This is a genomic window from Saprospiraceae bacterium, from assembly GCA_016709995.1.
GTDB lineage: Bacteria > Bacteroidota > Bacteroidia > Chitinophagales > Saprospiraceae > JADJLQ01.
Genome location: JADJLQ010000002.1, coordinates 459669 through 484354, shown reverse-complemented (window position 1 = coordinate 484354; position 24686 = coordinate 459669). Strand labels below are relative to the sequence as shown.

The 24686-nt window shown below is 42.3% G+C and carries 17 protein-coding genes; 3 read left to right on the top strand and 14 right to left on the bottom strand.

What is annotated here, in order from left to right:
• Positions 1–13 precede the first annotated feature (13 nt).
• Positions 14–1252, top strand: coding sequence for an MFS transporter (locus IPJ09_16445; protein ID MBK7372995.1), 1239 nt, complete (start codon positions 14–16; stop codon positions 1250–1252).
• A 245-nt stretch (positions 1253–1497) separates the two neighbouring features.
• Here the strand turns inward: IPJ09_16445 and IPJ09_16440 are convergent, their stop codons facing one another.
• The 3 genes from IPJ09_16440 to IPJ09_16430 form a co-directional block, all read right to left on the bottom strand.
• Positions 1498–2475: a M28 family peptidase gene (locus IPJ09_16440; GenBank protein MBK7372994.1), complete on the bottom strand. Its 978-nt coding sequence runs from the start codon at positions 2473–2475 to the stop codon at positions 1498–1500.
• A gap of 85 nt (positions 2476–2560) precedes the next feature.
• A complete protein-coding gene (locus tag IPJ09_16435; GenBank protein MBK7372993.1) occupies positions 2561–4780 on the bottom strand; it encodes a hypothetical protein in 2220 nt (739 codons plus the stop codon).
• 77 nt (positions 4781–4857) lie between these two features.
• Complete coding sequence (locus IPJ09_16430) at positions 4858–5394, bottom strand: hypothetical protein (protein MBK7372992.1); 537 nt, start codon at positions 5392–5394, stop codon at positions 4858–4860.
• Between the two features lie 361 nt (positions 5395–5755).
• Between IPJ09_16430 and IPJ09_16425 the strand changes: the two genes are divergently transcribed.
• Complete coding sequence (locus IPJ09_16425) at positions 5756–11086, top strand: CHAT domain-containing protein (GenBank protein MBK7372991.1); 5331 nt, start codon at positions 5756–5758, stop codon at positions 11084–11086.
• Positions 11087–11389: 303 nt separating this feature from the next.
• On the opposite strand, the gene IPJ09_16420 is transcribed toward IPJ09_16425, so the two are convergent.
• The 5 genes from IPJ09_16420 to IPJ09_16400 all read right to left on the bottom strand — a co-directional run bounded on the left by IPJ09_16420 (position 11390) and on the right by IPJ09_16400 (position 15241).
• Positions 11390–12778 (bottom strand): carbon-nitrogen hydrolase family protein, encoded by a 1389-nt coding sequence (locus IPJ09_16420; protein MBK7372990.1) that lies wholly within the window; start codon positions 12776–12778, stop codon positions 11390–11392.
• A gap of 140 nt (positions 12779–12918) precedes the next feature.
• Entirely contained in the window at positions 12919–13632 is a 714-nt protein-coding gene (locus IPJ09_16415) for a hypothetical protein (GenBank protein ID MBK7372989.1), read from the bottom strand.
• 202 nt (positions 13633–13834) lie between these two features.
• Complete coding sequence (locus IPJ09_16410) at positions 13835–14401, bottom strand: hypothetical protein (GenBank protein MBK7372988.1); 567 nt, start codon at positions 14399–14401, stop codon at positions 13835–13837.
• Positions 14402–14549: 148 nt separating this feature from the next.
• Complete coding sequence (locus IPJ09_16405; GenBank protein MBK7372987.1) at positions 14550–15098, bottom strand: hypothetical protein; 549 nt, start codon at positions 15096–15098, stop codon at positions 14550–14552.
• Entirely contained in the window at positions 15071–15241 is a 171-nt protein-coding gene (locus IPJ09_16400) for a hypothetical protein (protein ID MBK7372986.1), read from the bottom strand. The genes IPJ09_16405 and IPJ09_16400 overlap by 28 nt, the downstream gene beginning before the upstream one ends.
• Positions 15242–15493: 252 nt before the next feature.
• Here IPJ09_16400 and IPJ09_16395 point away from each other — a divergent pair, with 252 nt between their 5' ends.
• Positions 15494–18220 carry a phosphoesterase gene (locus tag IPJ09_16395; GenBank protein ID MBK7372985.1) on the top strand — a complete coding sequence of 909 codons (2727 nt, stop codon included), beginning with the start codon at positions 15494–15496 and terminating at the stop codon, positions 18218–18220.
• 11 nt (positions 18221–18231) lie between these two features.
• Here IPJ09_16395 and IPJ09_16390 read toward each other — a convergent pair whose 3' ends face one another.
• From IPJ09_16390 to IPJ09_16365, 6 genes are all read right to left on the bottom strand, one after another.
• Positions 18232–19728, bottom strand: a complete 1497-nt coding sequence (locus tag IPJ09_16390; protein ID MBK7372984.1) for a peptidase M19 — start codon at positions 19726–19728, stop codon at positions 18232–18234.
• A 226-nt stretch (positions 19729–19954) separates the two neighbouring features.
• Positions 19955–20347 carry a DUF1801 domain-containing protein gene (locus IPJ09_16385; GenBank protein MBK7372983.1) on the bottom strand — a complete coding sequence of 131 codons (393 nt, stop codon included), beginning with the start codon at positions 20345–20347 and terminating at the stop codon, positions 19955–19957.
• 14 nt (positions 20348–20361) lie between these two features.
• Positions 20362–21213, bottom strand: a complete 852-nt coding sequence (locus IPJ09_16380; protein ID MBK7372982.1) for a mechanosensitive ion channel — start codon at positions 21211–21213, stop codon at positions 20362–20364.
• Positions 21214–21423: 210 nt separating this feature from the next.
• Complete coding sequence (locus tag IPJ09_16375) at positions 21424–22566, bottom strand: Gfo/Idh/MocA family oxidoreductase (protein ID MBK7372981.1); 1143 nt, start codon at positions 22564–22566, stop codon at positions 21424–21426.
• Between the two features lie 376 nt (positions 22567–22942).
• Positions 22943–23758 (bottom strand): NAD(P)-dependent oxidoreductase, encoded by an 816-nt coding sequence (locus tag IPJ09_16370; GenBank protein MBK7372980.1) that lies wholly within the window; start codon positions 23756–23758, stop codon positions 22943–22945.
• A gap of 99 nt (positions 23759–23857) precedes the next feature.
• Positions 23858–24559 (bottom strand): hypothetical protein, encoded by a 702-nt coding sequence (locus IPJ09_16365; GenBank protein MBK7372979.1) that lies wholly within the window; start codon positions 24557–24559, stop codon positions 23858–23860.
• Positions 24560–24686: the final 127 nt, after the last annotated feature.

Genomic DNA, 24686 nt, shown 5'->3' with positions numbered 1-24686 from the left:
TCATCTTTGACCCATGAAATCCCAAGAACGCCTGATCATCTTTCTCCTGGCTGCGATCAATTTTACCCATATCCTGGACTTTATGATCATGATGCCACTAGGCAACTATCTCATGCCCTACTTTAATATCAGTCCGGGTAAATTTAGTATCCTGGTAGGCGCATACACATTGACTGCTGCCGTATCGGGCTTTGTAGCTGCCTTTTTTGTGGATAATTATGATCGGAAAAAGATTTTGATTTATGCTTTTGTGGGTTTTTTGATCGGCACCCTGGCTTGTGGATTGGCTCCCAGTTATTCGCTTCTGGTGCTGGCGAGAATATTGGCAGGACTGTTTGGAGGATTGATTGGAGCCCAGGTATTGGCCATCATCTCCGATATATTTGGTTACGAACGTAGAGGTATGGCGATGGGTGCGGTGATGAGTTCGTTTGCCATCGCTTCTACTTTGGGTGTACCCTTTGCTTTGTACCTCGCCAATGCCATCAGCTGGCATGCGCCTTTTATTTTAGTGGGAGTACTAGGTATTGGGCTGATCCCTTTATTGGTAAAATACATACCTGAGATGAAAGAACATGTACAGGACAAGGGTAGCTCCAAACTTAAAATCCTGCGGGAAGTCATCCACAACCCCAAACAGGTATGGGCTTTGATATTTTCTTCGTCTATCATGCTTGGACATTTTTTGATCATACCATTTGTCAATCCTTTCCTGGAGTTTAATATGGGTTTTGCTAAATCCTTGACTCCGATAGTATACCTGGTAGGTGGCATATCAGCTTTTGTAGCTTCTTTTGTGCTGGGCAGGATGTCTGACAGCAAGGGTAAACTGATCATATTTACTTATTCAGTGCTGGCCTCAGCGGTAATGGTATTAGTGATTACCAATATGCCCCATGTTCCTTTTCCGGTAGTATTGGTGTTTTTTGGTTTGTGGTTTACAGTGGCTACCGGCAGAGCCGTAACTGCTCAGGCTATGCTCAGCAATGTACCACCACCTGCGCAAAGAGGTAGTTTTATGAGCTTTAATAGTAGTGTGCAACAGATTGGTACTTCTATTGCATCCTTTTTATCAGGGTTGATCGTGATTCAGGCTACCGACAGCAAATTGTTGAGGTATGACTGGGTGGGATATGTATCGGTGTTCGTTTTGATTGGATCGTTGATGCTAGCTCGATGGTTGTTTAAGGGACTGGACGAAGAGGTCGCTGTGCCGGAGGCTTCACTTGTCAAAAAAATAGTGACATCGTAAGGACTTTGTCTACAGAGCCAAGTTTGTCGGGTTTGATCATTCCGAAAGTGGTGATTCTTTGGTTTCCAGAAGACCCTGCAGCAGCTTTTTCTCTTGGATTCGACCAATTAATTTACCAGGATATGTCATTATATTTCGCTTCAACTACCCAAATATACCTAGTTAGAGCGGAATATCTAGTTATATATTCCGCTCTAAGTGGCTCAAAACACCTGGTTAGAGCGGAATATAAGAGTCCAATATATCTAAAACTCCCCGTTGGCTTCGCGATAAATTACGGCTAAAACTACCTGCCCGGTAGCTTTGAGTGACTCAGGATCAATGATGCTCATGTCGTCGCAGGTAGTGTGCCAGCACTTCATAAAAGAATCGTTGGTCGGTCTATTAATGATATCTACCATAGGGATGCCGGATATTCTGTTGATAAAATAGTGGTCATCGATGATCGGAGGAGAGTTTTCATTGACATAATAATTGCCATAACCCATGCGCTGGGCCAGTAACCAGACTTTATCGGTGATAGCTCCTGCGTAACTGACCGATGTGCCTTCTTTGGTAAATCGGGGTGCTTTGGCCCCTACCATGTCCATCAGGATACCAAACCTGGCCTGGTAACCTGCCACGTGTTTGTTTTTGGACCAATATTGAGAACCCAGACACCAATCTTCGGCTTCGCCACCTTCGCCACCTTGATCTTCCCCATCAAAAAACAGGAGATCGATCCCCAGGTTAGTGATTGGAGTGGCCTGCAATTGCCTAGCGATCTCCAATAATATGCCGACTCCACTACCCCCATCGTCTGCCCCCATGACTGGATTGCTTCGTTTCGATTTATCCGGATCATGATCAGCTAAAAATCGGGAGTCCCAATGCGATGCTAGCACTATGCGTGATTTAATAGCAGGATTAAAAGAAGCTATGATATTGCGGCCTTCAAACTTGAGGCCGGTATAAGTTTGCCCGGGAAATTTTTGCTCTATCACCTGAGCCCCAAAATCCTTGCACCGTTGTACGATCCAATCACCACAGGCTTTGTGGGCAGCGGTACCCGGCACGCGTGCGCCAAAATCAACCTGAGATTGCACATAACTATAGGCAGAATCTTTTAAAAAAGTAGGTACCCTGAGTTTGACCGGAGGTGTGGAAGTCTCTACCGGTTTTGCACTGTTTTTGCAGGCACCGACCCAGATCAGCAGGAAAATAATTAGTATTTTATTCATCATAAGCATTGACCGCAAAGGCAGATTAGTCGCGCAAAAGTACTGGAAATAGAAGCACTACAATAATATATGCGGATATGAATCGAATCTATTGAGGATGATATAAAAAGTCGCTGAGCTTTGTTTTAAAAGTATCGATCTCCCGGTAAGCATTGTGTATAATGTTTTTATCGATATCCTTCATGGTGAGATAGCGGGACACGATGACCTGGTCTTTGTTGGGCACATAGATAAAGATGTTCCAAATTTTTTGCCATAATGACAGGTGCTGGCGGGTAACTGATTCAGTGAAGATCTTTAATTCAAAAAAGCGATCCAGGGATTTATTTATTTCCAACAGGCCCTCTGATTTATGTACTTTAGGATTGGTACTAAACAAGGATCCGGAGAGTGCAGTGCCGATGGCTCCCAGCTCCGTGTGGATGTCGCCGGGCTTTAAAGTTTTTTCATACTGGCCATTGACAATAGAAATCAAAATAATTGGTCGATGGGGTACCAGCAGATCACGCTTAGCTGCAACCAACCTATAAAAATCAAACAAAGATTCAAAAGCAAGATTGTCATAAACACCTCCATCCAGATAATGAAATGAATCGATGCTGGCACTCGCATTGATAATGGGAAATAGCTGACTCGTCAGGATCGACTGGCTGATGGTAAGATCCCTTGAAGGTCTTAGGCTATCCAAAACCGACCAAAATGGATGCATGCCCTCTGATGGCAGGTGCACCGGACTGTGGATGGCCTTGACCCCACGCTCAATATTGTAACTCATCGGGAAGAACAAGGGCAACTCATGGTCTGCGGAATCAGTGTAAATATTACCCCAGGTACTGTCCACCAGCGAGCTTGATTTGAGTTTTAAAAAAGCGGCAACCTCTCTGTAGGAAGCATCTTCTTCTTTCAAAAGAGCCATGTTTCTGGATTTATCGCTATTGATACGGCCGAAGACAGACCGGCTATAATCTGTAAATAACAATTTGAACAGCGAACTGGAGATATAATCTTTTTGATAAAGTATGGAGTCTATCTTCCTCAGCGTGGTAGTGTCCTTTGACGAAATGAGTTGATTAAAAGTCTTGCCTGCAGGAAGGGCATGTTTTATACCGAGATAAAATCCTGTACCATTGGCACTTCCTGAGACTGCAGTGATCAATAACAGATTTTTACCCAACATCGAATCCAGCAAAGTCATCGATGTAAAAAAAGCACATCCGGCTCTCGAACCACCGCCTTGCCCTGAAATCAAATAAATCGGCTCTACGGAGGTAGTATCCCTGCCCATCCATGCATCCACATAACTATCCCAATCCATTCGCTGGTGAATACTATAACCTGGATCGATCCTGTACTGCTCCCGGCCTTTATGCGGCCGGGTGATCAAGCCTAAAAAATAACACACTCCCAGGATAGCCCAAAATTTAAACGTAAATACATTGATATCACTTGAGTTGGCAAAGTATCTTATCAATACACCCAGGCAAAAAAGGATGATCCTGAGACCTAAAAAAAACAGGATCAATACATCGAAAGCATTGCCAAACTTATTGTAATTGCCAAAAAATCGAATCACCAAAGCGGCAAATGCCAGGATGTAGATGGCATTGGCTGTACTATTTTGAAATAAAGAAGTCCACCTAAAATCACCTTCCTTGTTTCTTCGCCTGGAATATTCTCTCACCAATCCAGTGGTCAAAATGGTGAGTAAAATAAAGGTAAGCACCCACAAGGGCAATTTTTCTTTTCCTGCTAATTCTCCAAATTGAATTAAAAAAAAGAGAAAAATCATCAAAGAGAAAATCATAAAGACGAGGATGAGCCTATTGATCTTAGGCTCCTTTTGCACCGGCCTAAAAAAATTGCGTGGCGAACGGGTGATGGCTATACTGACCAGGCTGATCAATACGACTGAAATAAGGATAGACCGCAAGTGAGCCATTGGATAATTGAACGTAATCGCCAGCATCCAGATACTCAAGGGCATCAGGAAAGCGGTCTGATTGACCAACTTAAAGGCTGTAGACCGGTCAATGGGGGCATCGTAAAAATAAGTCTGCCGCATATAGATCAACATATGAAAAACAGTCACTACACCGATCAATAAAGTACTATAGATCGGATCCTGACCTTCGAGCTGGCCAAAGACCAGGTGATTGGCCTGGGGCACCCATCGCATCACTATCGTAAGCAGTATCGGGAGAAAAAAATTGAAAAAAGAGGTGTTGATAAATAACAGATCATTGAGATTGGGCCTCCCCCGGCGGGTTTCGTTGCCTCTATCGAAGAGGAGTCTGCTATATTTTTGCATTCGAAATAAAAACGATCAATCTGGTTATGAGCTCAAAATAATTAAAAGATGTCGTTTGAGTGATTTTTTTATAGAGTCTATGCGAGACCACTACGGGATCGCCAAATTCTAAATCTCTGTACCATCAATATCAGCACAGATATTCCTAACAAACTAAATTTGATGGTTGCGCAAAGACTCGTCATGCCAGCGGTGGCATCTGAGATATTTCCATTTAGGCTTTTAAGCATGCCCAGGTTTTCGATCACATCCAGAGTGCCTGCTATGATCGCGAGCAGCGCTGCTGCCTTACCCAGGTATTTATTATTGACCGGGTTTTGAGCCGAGATCCAGTTCCAATAAAAGAATAAGGCTGAATAGAAAAAGATAAAGACAAAATCCCAGTAGGTATTGATCCTGGCCTGGGAGATATTGGTACGACCGCGGGTGTTAGTGGCTTGCCAGGCATCGTAGATAGCTTGTACTTTGGTTTTGGTGTCTGCAAATTCGAGGGAGAGGATACCGCCGGGGGTAGTTGGGGTTTTTAAGGGATGGCCGGTGTATTGCATGATGAGGATCATGAGGAGGGTACCATATAGCAGGTATTTAATTATGTTCGATGATTGGGTCTTCATGATTATAGTCTTTAATAAAAATCAAGGCTCGACCGTTCAAGATACCTATTTACTCAGGTCCAATCGGAATAATTCAAGTCAAGGTTTTCACCAATCCCATATGTCCTCGCTTTTAATAACCGTGGGCTATTGATTGAGTAAATATTAAAAAGTGTAAGTCCGGGAGCTTGACATGATATTATTTTATTACATTTCTTGTCAACCTTAATTATATCTTAAAATAGATTTGATATTAAAATTAAATTTTGCTACATTTCTTGTCATATAATAAATTCAAATTTTGAGCGTAACATATACAGGCTTTGATTACACTCTTAATGAAGGTTATTTAATCAATTTTTGAAACAAACTTTTTAAAACCATGGCTCAAAAAATCAAAATTCAAGGCAAAGAACTACAGGAGATATCTCATCCGCTAGACAGTCAATTTAATTCGATTGTTAAATCCTTCAGTTTGGATGCTGCTCGCGCCGGAGCAGATATAATCGATATCGGAGCCCAGGATGATGATATCATTGGACTGGAGTTTGATGATGGAGGCGAATGGATCGGGCATATAGAAGATATACATCAGATTTTTGGTGAACATATCCAGGTAAGAGGAGGTGACAATTTATTTCCGGGTAGTCTGAACGCAAATCAAAATGACCGGGGTTTAAAAGAAATCGGAATCAAAATATTAAACCTGATACGAGGACAAAAAAAGATTTCAGAAGCAGCTGCCCGGTTAATTGCCCAACAAGTGGACAAGAAAGTAATGTCAACTCCAGGACTTTTTAAAGTGACAGATAATGGCGATCTCAAGCCCGCTACACTCGACACAAATGCCAAAAAATATCTTTTGTACTTACATGGTACTCTTAGCTCCTTTAACGGCTCATTTGGTGATCTGTATCTGAGCGATGACAAAGCTGTTTGTCAGGCCATCCATCAGACTTTTGGAGAATGTGTGCTGGCTTTACAACATTATACACTTTCTGCCAGTCCCTGGGAGAATGCCCTGGAAATACTCAATCGACTTCCACAAGGAACTACTTTGGACATCATTTCCCACTCAAGAGGAGGATTGATCGCGGACATTCTGGCTTCCTGTGACCATCGAAATGGACAGATTGGATATAATGAAGCTGAAATTTCACTAGCAAATGGAGATGATGCTTTGGTCAAAACATTAAAACAAATCACAAAGCTCGCAAAACAAAAATCGATTAGAATAGACAAAGTCATACGTGTCGCTTGTCCTGCCCGGGGTACTACTTTACTCAGCAACAGCCTCGATCATTTTTTGAATGGGTTACTAAGGGCAGTGGGGCTGGCCTTTGGTGGCAAAACCAATCCAATCTATCAATATATTAGAGGGTTGATCTGCGATGTAATCAGTGCCAGACTGACCCCCGGAGTCATGCCGGGTATTCTGGCTATGGTACCAGATTCGATACCACAACAGTTAATCAACCGTGCGGCTTTGTCACTTAAAAATCATTTGGTCGTTATAGAAGGTGATTCAGAAGCAGGGGCTAAATTCTGGAGATCCGTCCTGGTCGTGCTAAGCAATTTATATTATCGCGAAGAAAATGACTTTGTCGTCAATACGAGCAGCATGCGATACGGAGCACTTCGTGACTTCGGGCTACAGTTTTTCAGATCTCAGGACGAAACTACCTCTCACTTCAATTATTTTAAGAATCAAAATACCCGCGATGCAATATTAGATGCTATCCTCACCCCTGCAGGATTAGCGATCAACCGCTTCGAACAAAGAAATTCCAGTGAGATCGATCGGGGTGTGTTTATAGACCTCTTCAAAAAATACAAAGCTATATCTTATGAGACGATTACCGGTCAAAAGCCAATCGTCCTATTGATACCGGGTGTCATGGGTACCCATCTTCGAATCGGCGATGATATAGTGTGGATAGATTTAGGAGAAATCGGAAAAGGCCGGATGGTCTCAGACTTGCCATCCTCTAACAAAGCAGTGGACACCAAATACATTATCGGAGAGTTTTATGGCAAACTAGTCGAACATTTGCAACCTACCCATGACATTTACACCTTCGGGTATGATTGGAGGTTGACTTTATCAATGTCAGCAGCCCGACTGGAATCCACGATTGCAGACATCACTGTGAAAGCACCGGGACAACCAATCTCAATTATTGCGCATTCGATGGGTGGACTGGTAGTCAGAGATATGATGCGATTGCATGCTACCAGTTGGGCAAAATATATTGCTCAAAAAAACAATAGAGTCCTGCTGTTGGGTACTCCCTGGCTTGGATCACATTTAATCATGGAAGTATTTACAGGACACCAAAGCAGAGTAAGGCAAATCAACCTCATGGATACACATCATGATAGAGATGCTTTGATCAGGGTATTTAACAATTACGAGGGGTTGTATGATTTATTGCCGGTAAACAACGAAGACTTTGAAACAGTCGGATTTTGGAAAACGCTGAATGCCTCCCTGGGTATAGAAAAAGTGTTGATTCCACCTTTGTTGAATTATTTTAAAAATTATAAATCAGCAATCTTATCCTTTAATGCAAACGCTTCGCTAAACAATATTTTTTACCTCGCGGGCAAAGATGATCTTACTACCTGCACGTACCGAATTGCAAAAAATATATTTGGCAGAAGATTGCAATATCTGGGGACTCCCGAAGGAGATGGTTCGGTCACCTGGGCACTGGGCATACCCAAAAACCTACCTACTGAGAGGTTATACTATGCATATCAAACCAGTCATGGCAACCTGGCTAATGATGAATTATTATTTGATGGCATTCGAGATATAATTTCTACAGGTGCTACGCTCAACCTGGAAAAAGATCCCCCATCGATCTCAACAGACCGATCAGTAATCGACCATGCAGATTACCAAAACATCCAGGTTATGCCGGAGATAGCGACTTCTAACCGATCAGAGGAGGCAATTAAATTATTACAAGGCCTCAAACCAAAAAAAATTCGGGTGAAACCTAAGGATGAATATATTGATGTGTCTGTAATACATGGTGATCTAAAGATTGCAGCTCATCCGGTGATGGTCGGCCACTTTAAAGATGATGGCATCGTCACGGCAGAAGCTGCCATAGATTATTATTTTGATGGCAAACTTTCTGATAGGCACAGGATATCCTATTATCCGGGATCGGTGGGAGAAAGCCTGGTATTGTATGACCCAAATAAAAATCCTCCGGGAGCGATTATCATTGGCTTGGGAGATGTGACGGGTATTACGCCCTATTTTCTACGTAAAGCCGTGGAGGCCGGAGTTATTCGATATGCTATGCATTTCAGAGATAATCTGTTTTCTTCATCGGATACCATAAAAGCCGGACAAGAAACATCTATCTCTTGCCTATGCATTGGTACAGGGTATGGCAGCCTTACTATGGAAGCGTCGATGGCGGCCATTCTTTCAGGTGTAATCAGAGCCAACCAAATCATCGGTACTATCAGGTCACTGAAGCCTATTAAAACAATAGAGTTTATCGAGTTATATGAGCACATAGCTCAAAATGCTTATTATCAACTTTCCCAATTGGAGCATTTTAATTCAGCCAATCTGACATTTAGATTGAAGAAAGGAATAATAAAAAAGACCGGAGCCCGCAGAAAATTTCAATTCAGTATAGAGAATTCGTGGTGGCACAATCTTACCAGCCGTATAGGCGATAAAGACAAATCACCACGTATTGCCTTTACCTCTTCCTCAGGAATCGCTCGTGTCGAAGAAGAAAACACTTTTACTTCAAGAAAAATTATTGACGGATTACTGGATCAAATGGCCGTAGACGAAGGAGTATGGAATAAAGAATATTCTAAAACCCTATTTGAAATATTAATACCTAATCCATTCAAAGAAATTCTCCGACATCAAAACAATGTGCTTTGGAAAATGGATATAGAGACCGCCTCTTATCCCTGGGAGCTAATGCATGATCATGAAATTGACCAGAAGCCTACTTTCGTCCGTGCCGGATTGATCAGGCAATTGTATACCAAGGATCTAATCAAAGCGGAAATCATTCATAACCAAAGTGCCCTCGTCATCGCTGATCCGGAATACAGCAGCGATGGACCGCAACAACTGCCTGGTGCCAACAAAGAAGGGCAAACTGTAAGTAAAATTCTGAAAGACGGTGGATTTGATACAGTGCCCCTGATCAGGAAAAATGGTTTGGAAATACTCAACCATTTATATAATCATGAATATAAAATACTCCATGTAGCAGGTCATGGCACTATTTCTGAAAAAAATATAAATGAAACCGGTATCGTCCTGGACAATGGCATGTATATCACGCCGGGAATGTTACGCAACATGAGCAAATTGCCGGAATTTGTATTTGTCAATTGTTGCTATTCCGGTACAGTAGAACCTGGAAAAGAAAAATTGTATCAGCAACGATATGGTTTTGCCGCCAATGTCGGAACGCAATTAATTAGTATGGGCGTGCATGCTGTCGTGGTGGCCGGATGGCCGGTCAATGATGATGCAGCACTCTTATTTTCCAAAACTTTCTATGACCTGATGCTTGTAGGCAAAACGTTTGGAGACGCGGTGCGGCAGGCGAGAGAAGCTTGTTGGGACAAATATGAATATGCCAATAATACCTGGGGGGCATATCAATGTTATGGTGATCAATGGTATCGTATGGTCTCCTCTCAAAATGATCGCAAAACCTCCAAAAACTATTTTACCAGGGACCAGGTAGCGATTGATTTATATAACCTCCATTCGGAGACACGTGACAGAATGATCATTCCAGAAGCCCTGGAAAACAAACTGAATGATATACTCAAAAATGCTGAAAGCAGTCAGTTTATCGACTCTTCCATACTTGAAATGAAAGCGAATATTCTTTCTGAGCTCAATCTCATAGACAAAGCTATAGTATCATACGAATATCTAAGAGCGCTTAATTACAATGATTTCTCCGTCAAATCTGTGGAGCAATCGTGTAACCTCCGCATGAAACACCTGTTGATTAAAGTCATGGCTGATAAGTCGATAAAACCCCAAATCATCGAGTCAGAGATCGATCATATTTTAAAAGATTTGGATTTATTGATTCGGATAGGTACCACACCTGAACGGTTGAGCATTTTGGGCAGTGCACACAAAAAAATAGCCATGATCTATGAATCTTTTTATCAGACCCCAGCCAAGCAGAAGTTGATAAAAAATCATTTAACACAGGCTTTAAAATATTATACACAGGCTTGTAAGGCCATTGACCCAAAAAATCTAAACGAACTAAATTATCCAATTACCAATATTCTAACCATTCATGCTATCATTTCAAAAGTAAAATCCATCCAATTGCATGAAGAAAAACCTAAATTAATTAAAAATATATTTTTAGAAATTAAGCGTGATCTGATGAATTCAACAGAACAAAATATAGATTTCTGGCAAGATGTCAACCTGGTCAATATTTTGCAAAGTGAATTATTCTACGCTTCTGAAAAAGAATTGGATTCCATAAAATCCGATATAGTAAGACTGTATTCTCATGCCTGGACGCTTTCCGGCACCTATCGTCAAAAACAAACCAAACTGGAGCATTTGGATTTTCTACAGATGGGTGTAAGGGTGATAGAAAGGCCGGCAAAATGGAAAAAACAATTGAAAGATGTGCTTGAAGCCTTATCTGCGGAGTTAAGAATATTAAAATAAACAGAGATAGTCAGTTGAACCAAAACTTGTAGTACATCCCTCAGAAAATAAATCTTTATTTCTTATGCTCGTGATGATGAGTCAACTCTTTATCATCGTTACAAAATTTAGAATTGGTGGAAGTGTGGCAGGATATTAATGATATCGGCCGAGGATATCTGCTTTTTTTACTCACCTCATTCTTGCCTGGGTATTATAAAAAAATTAAAAAGGTAGTGGTGGCGTTAATTCATCTGAAAAACTTAAACTCTGATCTTTTACAATAAACACACTAGTGAAAAGTATTCTAATCTATTCTACTATTTACCTATTCTTCAAAACCGAACCACCACCAGAAGCAAGGACCACCCCAATCCCCCCAAATATATCCCCCCGCCTATCCTTCCTCCAAACACCCTTCCAATCACCCCTGCCCGCATTGCCTACCCAGTCCCAGGGCGGGCTGAAATTCAAATCAATAGTAGACATGATCAGGCTATTTTGAGTACCCGTCTCCTGCAATACATCGCCTGCAGGATTGATGATCATGCTGTGGCCATCATAAATAGAGTTTACAAAATAGACGGCATTATCCACTGCACGGCTTCGAGAAATGACTTTCCACATATCAGGCCCACGGACATCGCCAGCTATAGGACAAAATATAATCTCTGCTCCTTTGAGCGCCATGGCTCTAGCGACCTCCGGAAAAGCATAGTCCCAACAGATCAAAATTCCGATAGTGCCAAAATCGGTGGTGAATACAGGAAGCTCGTTGCCCGGTACAGCGCCACTCTCCGCTTCGCTGTCGGGTAATTGTACTTTTTTATAGATAGCTTGAATGGATCCCTGCGGGTTATACAATGCTGCTACATTGTTCAGGGTATCTCCGATCCAGCTGTATAAACCGGATATAATATACATGCCATACTGTTTTGCTTTGACTGCCATCATTTGGGATGCGCTGCCTTCTATCGTATTCACTTCATGCTTTTGCATCCCGATGCCTGTATTATTGGTTGGCCATCCTTCCGGCAGACATATCATTTGACAACCCGCCTGACCAGCCTGATCTAATAATCCACTCATTACGGCGATATTCTTCTCCACGGTCGGGCCAGGGGGGCGGCAATAAACAGTACCCACTTTTACATTTCTGGGCGGTATGTCCGCACAAACTTCCAGACCGATATCATCCCACCAAACGGTGCCGGTACTCCAGCGAAATTCCAGCGAAATCTCTGCTGCAGTGGCACCTGGTAATGCTTTGATTTTATCAGCAGCCAGAGACCAGCCCTTAGATTCACCTTCGATATTCACTATATAATGGTACCCGATATTTTCATCCCCTCTCAACCATTTGATCCGGATCATCACCGATTTATCAATAGATGCGACCTCTTTGGTCATAAACCTTGCGCTAAATGAGTAGGTGAGGTCACCGGTGACCTGGACGACTTGAACAGCTCTGCCATGACCATTTACATTGTTACTCTCCATTTTAAGGGCGGACACACCATTGAAGGAATGGAGATGATCAACGCTGATGATGGGTACCATAGTGGCAACCGGGCCCGTCAGGACCCAATGTGTAGGCTTATTTTCAAAGTTTTCGAAACCCGCATTGAGTACCAGGTTTTCTGAGCTGGCTGGGTTAGAAAAACATAGGCAGGCGGTGATAACAATCTGAAAATAGAGAGTGGATCTTTTCATATGGTCTTGATAAATTATGAAATCAATTGTTTCATGCCCTAATATAAAGGTAATAATCCGTTGGGGTCTTAGCCTTTACATGGGAAGAGACTGTTTATGGTTTAAAGTATTCTGGTAATAGATATGAGTCCGGACAGTATCTACAAATCATCCGCCAACTCCATCTCACTCACCTTCACCGCCGTCACTTTTACTGGTTTTTTGGCTCCCCGCACAGCATCCATGCTCCCATTGGACACCTGGAATAGTCCTAGTCCAAGTACCCCTTCTTTGCCTTGAATATCCAGGCCTACGGCTTTGGTAAAACTCATGGTCAGGTTTGCATTGCCCAAGTCGAGGTTTTCAAGTGCGGTTGCATTGCCTGAAAACACTAACTCCGTATTGGAGTCTTTGGTAGAAATCACGATGGCCTTTTTGGCGAAATAAATTTCGTACACTACTTTGTAATTTGGTCTCCAGGTAGGATGGGCAGCGAGTGTCTGCGCTACAGTATTGGGGCTGGCTATAGCTTTTACTTTGATAGAAGGTGATTTTATGAGAAAGGATTTGGTCCTGGAAAACTGTACTTTGACTTGCGCAGTAATAGAAGTGGCAGGTATGGTTTGTACCGGGACTCCTCCGTCCAGCTTGATGATGGTTGTGCTGGTGGATTTAAAATTGATGCTGGCATCCGGACTGTCCAGGACATCCAGAGAAACTCCAAAATCTTTTTTAATATTACCTCGCCGCACAAACAGACCGTTTTCAATAAAGCCATAATCGCCGATAGTGTACACATTGACGACGGGAAACCAGGCTGCATGAACCCGCAGCTCTTTGCGGATGATTCTATTGTATTGTTTTGAAATGCTCATATGATGAAAGTTTATGTGGGTTAACGTGGGATGAACTGAGAAAAAATTTGCTGAATGATCTTTTGAAATTACGGGGATTTTATATAGAATACAAGAGATATGGGGTTGAATCATAAGGTGGTCCCGATGGGACTTTGGAGAGCGCGTGGGATGAACTGAGAAGTAAATGATATCAAAAAATCGCCCCGATGGGACTTGGTAGTTAACCAAGCATCTCTGACATTTTTTCCCTACTCGCTACCAGGTCTGACAGCTCTATAAACATATCTTCATTTATCGCTTTGGCGTATGGCAATATGAGTGATGAGGTTTCATTAAGATATTTTCTGATAAAAACCGGATCGTTGACAAAACCCAGGTCGACAAGATTGCTGATGCGATCGGCAAGTTTTAAAAGTTTGGCTTTAGCGCTGCCTGACTGCATGATCCGCAATAAAAAATCTTTTTTGGGTTCCTTCTCTCCATTCACCCGGCGAATAGACACTTCCATGACCAGGTCATATACTGCCGGACCGTCTGCATCGAGGTGCCAGATCTCATCTTTTGTGACACCGGGCAAATGTCCTCCATCTTCAAACAGGTCGTGGATGATGGATGCTTTTAAAATCACCGGATCGGTCACTTTATAATCCAGCAAGATACCTAAGGTGCTGATCTGATGTCGAAACATATTGCTGCCGGACTTGCGTTTGATCCCGATTAAGGCAGTCGCCTTGACGATATAAGGAGCAACGATAATGTTTTTGAGCGTTGATTCAAAATTGCTCATAGGTAAACAGTTTTAATAATACGATGTCTAATCTCAACATCCGGAGATCAGCAGGCTAAGCTACAGCAATCTGTCTACACTACATCCAGATGCTCCTGCAGAATCGAGAAATTGTTTAAGACTATACGCTTATCCATATTCGGTTAGCTTACATTTTCGAAGCTACATACTTCAAAGTGTTTTCTATTCGATGCTCAAAGATCCATTGGTTCAAGCCGGTGGATAATTGAGCCATGGCAGGGGCAAAATCGTTGAGATCATAATTATAATAATGTACCCCCTTAATGTCAGCAGGTATCTTGTCTTGCTGGTCCTGTTGTATCAGGATAAAGCAGTCCTTGCCTAAAGTATCAGCTACACCCAGTTCATACAATACATTCGCATTTTGATCTGAGAGGTCGACGATCATAAACCCTGCTTTATTAAATGTATTGTAAAGATTAGAAGCCAGATGTTTTCCTCTCGGTATGGTATCCCCTCTGATGCAAAATATATTGGAAGCCACGACGGTGGGTGAAATGAATTCATTGTACACTTTGTCAGACCAGGGCCTGCTAAAAGGCATAATCGTAAAACAGGAGGGCTGGTCTATATACATGATCGATCCTCCAAATTCATTTCTGCAGACGATAAATTTATTGATGAGTGCAGACGCTATGGGGTGAAGCTTTAGATTTCCTGTTGCCGGGTCAGCCATGACAATACCCTGAGAGGCCACAGCTCCTGGATTGTGTCATTGTAACAGTCTACGCCCATGTCCATTAACTCATTGGTAGACAATTGTCCTTTGGTACAGGTATTGAGGGTATGGATCATCTTCCATTGTGCACGGTAGCTCATAATATCAGTTTTTTGGATTAAGGATTGAAGGCGGCTGTTTTAGAGAATTTCTTTCATTATAAAGATAGTGGTTATCCTATTATACCGATGACCCGGAGATTCTTCCATCCAACCGCCATTTTGTGAGTTTATACCATTAGGTGTAACCAAACCCAAAAAAGTCGGCTTAAATAAATATTGAGAAGCGTAAGGTGTTCTTTGGTTAGCTATCTATTTTTGTTTAAGTTTATAATCCTATTACCATACCAGGAAATGAAAAAATCTTTGCATCCTCCGTTATATTTTCTTCTGTGCGGCCTACTATTTTTCGTAGGCTGTAGAAGCACAAAAATCAATTCAAGTCGTGGTTCGGATTATATAGCACCCTATGATCATCTTACTTTGTCAGCTGACCAGGCTCCTTATCTTATGCCCTACAACAGACTGCTGGAGCCAGCCGGGCAATCAGTTCGTTTTGGCGATGGAGCTTACGAAAATCATAGCCTGGATGTGGTGATATTACCCGATGACAAAACAGTATGCGTAGAAGATCGGTACGGGATCGCTTTTTTTGAGACCCCTACTCAAAAAATGGTGTATCGATGGAGCTATGCAGACGATGCAAAGTATAGGGGTAGTATGAGCACCTATTCGGGGATCGCTTCTATTGTGTATCACGATTCTCTGTTTATTTTTTGGAGTGCCGGAGGACGACAATTAACCGGCAAGGACGGAAGTAATGCGAATTCATATGTATTTCAAGCTTATTGGGATGGCAAAAAAATAGAGATTATAAACTTATTTCCATTTAAAGCGGAGGCTCCGGCTACCATCGCATTGCCAAACCAGGTGCTGGCCAGGATAGAGGGTGAGGATCTATATTTTTATACAGTATTAAATGGAAATAATAAGGCCGTAAAAACAAGGGTGCGGGATCATAAACAAATATGGCAATCCAATACCGGGGTAGCGCCTTATTGCATAGAAATCATACAGGACAAAGTATATGTGACCAATTGGGCGGGACCAGTGCCGGATGCCGCTGATGGTCTGGAGACTGCCGGTATACCCTGGGGACAGGCCTATATCGATCCCAAAACCGGGGCGATGTCTCAAGGATCCGTCACGCTGCTGGATGCAAGTACCGGCATGGTAAAAAAACAAATTCCAGTAGGTCTACATCCAAATGCCATACTCAGCGATCCAGACAAAAACTATATCTATGTAGTCAATGGCAATAGCGATAATATCTCTGTGATAGATGTCATCACTGATGAGGTAATGGATACGATCGCTGTGGGCCTGTTCGACACCTATAGAGCATATATCGGCAGTACTCCTAATGCCCTGGCGATGACCGAAGACGGAAAAACTTTGTTTGTAACTAATGGCATGGACAATGCAGTTTGTGTCATTGACCGACACAAGGACGCCTTACAACTCAGCTATGAAATCAAAGGATATATCCCCACAGAAGCTTATCCTTCGGGCATCGTGGTGCATCAAAATACATTGATCGTCACCAACCTGGAATCTACCGGAGCCCGCGCCTTTGACCTGGTCAAAGCCCATCATCGGGATACCGTCAAAACCGTAAAAGTGTATAATGCACACCATCAACTCGCTTCTATATCCTTCATCCCCGTACCCAGTGAGGATCAATTAAAGACCCATACAGCCAATGTAAAAAAATTGAGCTTGGAATACCGGTTAGCGCTGACAGATCTGCTACCGCGGCCCGATATCGCTCCTACACCTGTGCCGGAAAGGATCGGCGAACCTTCGGTTTTTAAACATGTCTTGTATATCATCAAAGAAAACAGAACTTATGACCAGGTATTGGGGGATCTGAAAGAAGGCAGAGGCATGCCCTCTCTGTGCATATTTGGAGATACGGTCACCCCCAATCAACATAAATTGGCCAGGGACTATGTATTGATGGACAATTATCATGTGTCAGGCAAAGGATCGGCAGAAGGTCATCACTGGGCCAATGCAGCCATGGTCACTGATTATACTGAAAAAAGTGTGAGGGCCTGGTTTAGAAGTTACCCGCATGTGTTGAATGACGCCATGGTCTACAATAAAAATGGATTATTGTGGAATAATGCTTTAGATCACGGGAAATCAGTAAAAATCTACGGTGAGGCCTGCGATTTTAATTATGATAAAACAAAATACAATTGGTCGACCCTATACAATATGTGGAGTGCCGGCACCCTGAGCTCTTTTGATTTTAAGAACACGACTACCATCTCCCGTATCCGTCCGGTCTTATCTGCTACGTTTCCAGGTGGAGCGGATCTTTCCGTCACGGATCAAATGCGTGCCGATGCATTTATCAAAGAACTGGGCGAAATCGAATCTATGCCAGGAGACCAACTACCCAATCTCATGATCATGGCTTTACCCAATGACCATACAGCCGGTACCAACCCGAATTTTCCGACGCCCAGGGCTATGGTAGCTGATAATGACCTGGCAGTCGGCAGAATAGTAGAAGCCCTCACCCACAGCCGTTTTGCTGACAACACCGTGATTTTTATTTCTGAAGATGATTCGCAAGCTGGATGGGACCATATCTCTGCTTATAGGACTACCGGTTTTGTAGTGAGCGCTTATTCAAGATTAAAAAAGACAGTGGGTACGAACTACAATCAAACATCAATGGTACGTACGATAGAACAGATATTAGGATTGCCTCCGATGAATGTACTGGATGCTACTGCCTTACCTATGTTTCATTGTTTTAATGATGTGCCCAATACTTCTTATCAATACAAAGCCGTAAAAAATAATATCCCCTTGAATGAGATGAATCCTCAGAGACAAAATCTGCAGGGTGCTGCTTTAAAATGGAGCGATCGATCGGTCCAATACGCCTTCCATATTATAGATCAGGGTAAAGATGATTTATTAAACCGCATCCTCTGGTATTCTGTAAAAGGCAGTCAACCCTATCCTGCCAAATATGCCGGGGAGGCTGATGACGACGATTAATCGCTGATCATTTAAACTATCCCATTGCTGTTAGATGAATGAAAATACTTTCTAAAAAACTCCATCGAATTGCTATGAAATATCCTTTGTACTGCCTCTGCCGCCGAGATCCGATTGTAATCATTTTTGATCTCCGAAGCAGGGTCCGATAAAAAATTATGAGCATGCCTTTCAATATATTGCACGAGGTCATCCATCTCTTCGGAGGTCCAGAATAAATTGATCGGATCTATGATGCCATCATTATCTGATCCAATCGCTATACTATCCCAGGCAAATACATCATGCTGGTCCAGCAGCTGTACGATGTGCTGAATATTGTTCCATACCAATTTGGAATTGGAGTGCATTCTTTTAGTCTTTGAGCCACTATTGATGTGCACCTGACCGATATATTGTTTGGATCCGATACGCCTTTCGTCCAATTGAAGGCCAAAGATGCCCCCGCTTTTGGCGAGTTCTACGATTTCATTGTCATAAAAATTAATATCTCCTGCATACATCCTGGAGGCAGTTCCTTCCAGTCCTGGAGTATATTCGGGGTGATCCATACTGGCCAGACCATTGCAAGCGCCGTGGCTGACGATAAGGGGCAATTTTTTTAATTCATACTCTTCCGTGCATTCGTTTTTCAAAAAATCAATATACTGTTTGCGGGACAGTGGGCTCATATGTTTGATATCGATATGTATCCTGCCGCCATCCGTGTCATCCATCAGCTTCTCCATCACAGACCAGCCCATGGGGTTGATACCAGTATTCATAAACGGCTCCTGATTGGTAAACCAGTCCTGGATCCAATCTGCCAGGCTCTCGGCATGACCACAAAAATCATTGTAAAAGTGATGAGCAAACGTTATAAAAAAGGGTTTGTGGTCCCATGATTTTAACTGATCAATGTTTTGCAACACGGAAGCCAGTTGAGCAGGACGGGTACTATGCAGATTATGGGCTCCTTCGAGGGTGATGATCACATAGATGGTCTCTATACCTGTATTGGGTTCGTTGGTATTCATGAGCTCCTGGAGGTGCGCATAGTTTTTGACTAAGACATATTTGCGAGGGCTCTCCCCTCTAAAATTGATCACCGTATCATCCAGTTGTTTGTAATAGGCATATTCCCTGGTCACATCGTCGAAATAATCCGTATTGTTTTGGAGAAAGTCTATTCTTTTGCGGCCGATACCGGAGACCAGGTTGGCGATGATGTCAGCTGCAGGACCGGACCCAACATGATTTAATGATACTAAGCCGCGCTCTATCGAATATAACGAAGCACAGATGATCCTCACCTGCCCATAGGCCAGGGCGCTAAAATTGCTTTGAGAAAATTTAGTCAGCTTGGTAAATTTCTGGACGATCTTGTCCAGGCCCTGTGGGGGATCATAATACCAGATTGAATTGCGCCTGCTTTTATCTTTGGAGTTTTCACCCGCGGTGCGATTAAAACTTTTACCATAAGGCTTGATCGATGGGTGGCAATGCAGATCTATATTAAATTGTGTCATGGATAGAGGTTTATAATGACTAATGTAATGAAATCAAGAAATGTCCTCTTAAAGAATCTTTGGTTTGAAAGTTATTTTATTTTGGCAAGGTATAGACTCTAAACTGCTGGTATGGAATAATGGTATAGATTCTAAAGCAGCAATGATCATTTATTTTTCATTATTGAAGTATCAGGGTCATTGGAAGTTTTTAATGTAGGCACACCAGGCAAAAAAGCTCATTAATTCACTTTCTCTTCGTATTGTCCAAATTGACAGCAGCTCGCAACAATTTGGCTATAGCTTCCTCATCTATCTCTTCAGGAGCCTGATAGATTTTATAAAAAATTTGTTTGTTGGTACCATGCGTCAGGTATTGATCGATATCCTCCAGCAGATGCCCATAACAGAATCCTAACAATACTCCTTTTTTAATGCCTCCCCTGGGTATACTAGCAGGCCAAACGAGGCACAGACTTTTGTTCCTGTAAAAGAAAGGTACATTGTAGGATATTTTTTCTTTGATATCAGGTATATGTGCGCTGATGATATCACGCAGAATATCTACTATAATACGTTCATTTTCCGGCAGGAGATCGTATAGCTCTACGAGATTTTTTATTTTGAGGTTGATGGACATAACATTAAACAATTTTACTCCAGGCCTAAACTATTTTTGTGCGACATCAGGTGCAAATCCAATTGCGGGAAAGGAATTTTAATACCGTGCTCAATAAATTTTCTATTGATGATCTTGCGGATATCACTTTTTATTTTTTCAATTCTAAATACTTCTTCACTAAAAAACAAGACCTGAAAATCGAGAGAGGAGTTATTAAAGTCCAAAAATCGGGCTTCAATAAGGATTTTATCGGATATCTCGGGGTGTTCCAATACACTATCGACTAACACTTTTTCCACCAGGTCTATATTGCTACCGTAAGCGACGCCTACATTGATTTTAAACCGGGTTTTTCTGTTCTGATGGCTCCAGTTGATTACTTTATTGGTAGTGATCAATGAATTGGGAATGATGATGGAGATATCATCCCGGTTGAGCCCTTTGGAAGTACGAAGACCTATACCCTGAATTTTGACTATATCTCCATCTATCTCCAGGATATCATCTACTTTAATCGTCCGTTCGGATAATAAAATGATGCCGGAAATGATATCATTAAAAGTCTGTTGGAGCCCTAGGCCAATCCCTACCAACAAGGCTGCTGATCCGGCTATCAAAACAGTCACTTTGATTCCAATCGTTTCCATAGTGAGTCCAATGGCGATGACCCATACCACATATTTAATGATCTGAAAAATAGCATAGATATTACCTCTATCCAGGCCCTGCAGCGTTTGTTTCCTAAAGAGAGATTTTTTGATAATCCACAGTAGCAGCCTGGTAATCAATAAAATCAGGAAAACTGTAAGTATTGTAAACAATTTTACATGATAATCTCCAAGGCTAATGATTTCAAATTCTAAAAATCGTTTTAAGGTTTCCATTGGCAGTTGCTTTTAGGTAAAAAAAATGAAGCAAGCTTTTTATGAGCGGGGTTTGGTAAGCTTGAAATACAATATAAAAAAATTACCCTAACCCAGAAAAAATAGGAGGTTTTAATTTGTTAGTTTTCGTTTGGAGTCACGGGTACTCCGCTTGGCTGCGGCATTGATCAGCAACCAGTTTGTATTCGTGTAAACCGTAACTACAGTGCGCTAGGCTTTATCTAAAACCAGTTTTTTTGCAGCCTTCTGTGCTTTGAGTGCCAGCTCGGTGGCCAGAAAACAGTGAGCTTGTGTCATCGCAGTCTCCGTCCTGTTGATGACATCTTCTACCAAAAGTCTACCATAGGGTGTATCTACATCCTTACAATCGATATAGACGGTTTGTTTTTTATCTACGAGGTATAAGTGACTACCACTATCTGCTCTGGCGATATCTATATTCTTACGGATTTCCATAAACCCTTCTGTGCCAAGTATAGTCAACCGACCATCTCCCCAGGTTTTGAGGCCGTCAGGGGTAAACCAATCATTGCGTATATAGCCGGTGCCTTTATTTCCACGCAGGGTCATATCACCAAAATCCTCAAACTGTGGATATTGAGGGTAATGCACATTGCCTACCTGGGATGCCAGTACCTCTGCAGAAGTAGATCCCGTGAAATATAAAAACTGGTCACACTGATGGCTGCCAATATCGCAAAGGATACCGCCAAAAAATTTTTTATCAAAAAACCAGGAAGGTCTGGAACTGAGGCTGATCCGGTGTGGCCCCAATCCTATCGTTTGTATCACCTGGCCGATAGCCCCCGCCTGCACCAATTCTCCTGCTTTGACAGTAGCCCTGTTTTCAAACCGTTCACTGTACATGATTGAATAGATCCTACCGGTTTGTGCCTGGACCTTGCGCACTTGTGCTAGTTGTTTTAAAGTGATGATACCCGGCTTATCAGACATATAATCTTTGCCATGTTGCATCACGCGTATGCCCAGGGGAGCCCGGTCGATGGGGATACCGGCGCTCAGCACCATTTGAATTGATTTGTCTTCGAGGATAGCCTCTTCACTGCTAGCGAGTTTAGCATCTGGATATCTTTTGGCAAATGCTGCCGCAAGATCTGCCTCTTTGGCATAAAAGGATACCAGCTCACCACCGCCTCGTATCAAAGCCGCAGTCTGACCATAGATATGTCCATGATTAAGACCTATGACCGAAAATTTGATTGAGGGAGGCAGTTTGCGGTGCACATACACAGGGAGCGGTTGTGCAGCAAAGGCTTGTTTGGCTACAGAGATACCTACCGCTGCAGCCAGTGAGGTCTGGATAAACTTCCTTCTGTTCGTTGGTTTTTTCATATTCGTTATTAGACAATTGATATTATAATGAATAAGTAAATATAACTATAAGTTTTGATGAATAATAAGCAGACTATGCCACGTAAGTTAAGTGTCCGGTTAGCCATTTATTTTTTCCGTGATCATGTAATCTGCCAGGCGCTTTTCTCCTTAGATCAAGCTCATTCCTGAGGTGATATTTTCCAGATTTCTTCGCGAGGCTGGTATCAGACCGATTAAAAGACATGGCTTGATTATCTCCTGGATCCATAAACTACCATATCCTTTTCTCCTATGATCAGGGCGGTAGGATATCTTCTGTTTCGCTTTTTGGAAGGAGATCCCTAAATGATGGGATGGAGTATATCATTCTGCCACCAGGCCATTGTATCCGAACCTATAAAAACAAATCGGGCATCAACTCTGATGAAGGATCCACTGCATATTTGTCCAAATCTGTGATACCTTCCTCCGCAAGAATCTCTTCATCAATACAAAATCTTCCGGTGCAGGTATTTGCATTTCGCAGAAAGATATAATATGCTGTATCAGCCAGGATATCCGGTATCCGTGACATACGAATCATCTGATCACCCCCGAGCAGATTCTGTACTGCAGCTGTAGCGATCGTGGTACGAGGCCAGAGGGCATTGACTGCTATCATCTCTCTAAACTCTTCGGCCCAACCCAGTACACATAGACTCATATTCATTTTGCTGAGGGTATATGCCAGATGATTGCCATACCATTTGGGATCCAGGCTCAAAGGGGGTGACAATACCAGGATATGAGGATTGGATGATTTTTTGAGATGGGGCAGTGCATACTTCGTCGCCATAAAATTGCCACGTACATTGATATTATGCATGAGATCGTAGCGCTTCATATCTGTATTTGGGGTATCGGTGAGAGAGATAGCACTGGCATTGTTGATCAGGATATCGATACCTCCAAATGTTTCGACCGTTTTGGCAATAGCTCCTGCGACCTGGTCTTCATAGCGAATATCTACCTGCAGAGGAAGGGCCCTGCCACCGGCTGCTTCGATCTCCTCAGCTGCCGAATAGATCGTACCCGGTATTTTAGCATTTTCTTCCACTGTTTTAGCAGCGATTACGATATTGGCACCTTCGCGGGCCATACGTAAAGCGATGGCTTTGCCGATACCCCGGCTTCCACCAGTGATGAAAATGGTCTTGTTTTTAAATGTCATACTGGAAAGATACTTATATTTTCAATTTTAATACTTGCTTCACCTGCCATTCAGGGTCCGGTGGAGCAAGGGTCGAATACCCTCATGAGTATTAACTATTCAATGATATACTAACCAAGGCATTCTTTCATTTTTTCTCAAATATAAAGTATGGATCAGTTCCTTTCGGTAGCCGCCTTCATTGGTGATGATCGTGGTCATTTCTACAGGGATCTCGGCCGGAAGCGGAATTCTTATCATCTTAAATCTGCTGTCAGGGTATACGGTATAATCATAAAATAACTGGCGGTTGTCCAGCCGTGTGATAACAAAATGTAGTGTATCATTTAGCGGTAAAACATCTTGTGACAAATCAGCCTCCAGCAGCCCAATGGGGTGAATAGTAAAATTGCATTGGTGGACAAAACCATCCGGTAATTTAATGACCGGACCGGAGGGTACCACCATTTGGTCATATTCAAAATCAATGACCCCTATTCCTTCAACCAAGGTATCAAAATAATAATAAAACTTATTGATTAAGGGGAAAGCTTTGACATAAGTGATAAAACGATAGATATTGGTATCCTTCGGATAATCTATCACTAATTCAAAATCTCCTGTCCCTGAAGTAAACGTACTGTCAGACCCTAGTTTTTGTGCAATCCCCCCACAACAAGGTATCCCATAATCAGTATAAACATTGACCCTGGCAGCACCTTTGCCAGTTTCATTATTGATGATTTTACCCTTAATAATGATTTGATCAGTGGTGTCCTCCTTACTGCAACCGGCGATCGATAATGCAAAGACTACAGCCACCACGATTAAATTTAGATAAGGAGAGGCTGCAAAATTTAGAATCTTTATTAAATCATTATTTTTAGACATTTACACCTTAAAGATATTAATTTCAGGTGGCTGTATAATGACTAAATTGTTTTTAAAC

Bases quoted from the DNA above. Each gene is read 5' to 3' on its own strand.
- IPJ09_16445 (MBK7372995.1), top strand. From the start codon at position 14: ATGAAATCCCAAGAACGCCTGATCATCTTTCTCCTGGCTGCGATCAAT.
- IPJ09_16440 (MBK7372994.1), bottom strand. From the start codon at position 2,475: ATGATGAATAAAATACTAATTATTTTCCTGCTGATCTGGGTCGGTGCC.
- IPJ09_16435 (MBK7372993.1), bottom strand. From the start codon at position 4,780: ATGCAAAAATATAGCAGACTCCTCTTCGATAGAGGCAACGAAACCCGC.
- IPJ09_16430 (MBK7372992.1), bottom strand. From the start codon at position 5,394: ATGAAGACCCAATCATCGAACATAATTAAATACCTGCTATATGGTACC.
- IPJ09_16425 (MBK7372991.1), top strand. From the start codon at position 5,756: ATGGCTCAAAAAATCAAAATTCAAGGCAAAGAACTACAGGAGATATCT.
- IPJ09_16420 (MBK7372990.1), bottom strand. From the start codon at position 12,778: ATGAAAAGATCCACTCTCTATTTTCAGATTGTTATCACCGCCTGCCTA.
- IPJ09_16415 (MBK7372989.1), bottom strand. From the start codon at position 13,632: ATGAGCATTTCAAAACAATACAATAGAATCATCCGCAAAGAGCTGCGG.
- IPJ09_16410 (MBK7372988.1), bottom strand. From the start codon at position 14,401: ATGAGCAATTTTGAATCAACGCTCAAAAACATTATCGTTGCTCCTTAT.
- IPJ09_16405 (MBK7372987.1), bottom strand. From the start codon at position 15,098: ATGGCTGACCCGGCAACAGGAAATCTAAAGCTTCACCCCATAGCGTCT.
- IPJ09_16400 (MBK7372986.1), bottom strand. From the start codon at position 15,241: ATGAGCTACCGTGCACAATGGAAGATGATCCATACCCTCAATACCTGT.
- IPJ09_16395 (MBK7372985.1), top strand. From the start codon at position 15,494: ATGAAAAAATCTTTGCATCCTCCGTTATATTTTCTTCTGTGCGGCCTA.
- IPJ09_16390 (MBK7372984.1), bottom strand. From the start codon at position 19,728: ATGACACAATTTAATATAGATCTGCATTGCCACCCATCGATCAAGCCT.
- IPJ09_16385 (MBK7372983.1), bottom strand. From the start codon at position 20,347: ATGTCCATCAACCTCAAAATAAAAAATCTCGTAGAGCTATACGATCTC.
- IPJ09_16380 (MBK7372982.1), bottom strand. From the start codon at position 21,213: ATGGAAACCTTAAAACGATTTTTAGAATTTGAAATCATTAGCCTTGGA.
- IPJ09_16375 (MBK7372981.1), bottom strand. From the start codon at position 22,566: ATGAAAAAACCAACGAACAGAAGGAAGTTTATCCAGACCTCACTGGCT.
- IPJ09_16370 (MBK7372980.1), bottom strand. From the start codon at position 23,758: ATGACATTTAAAAACAAGACCATTTTCATCACTGGTGGAAGCCGGGGT.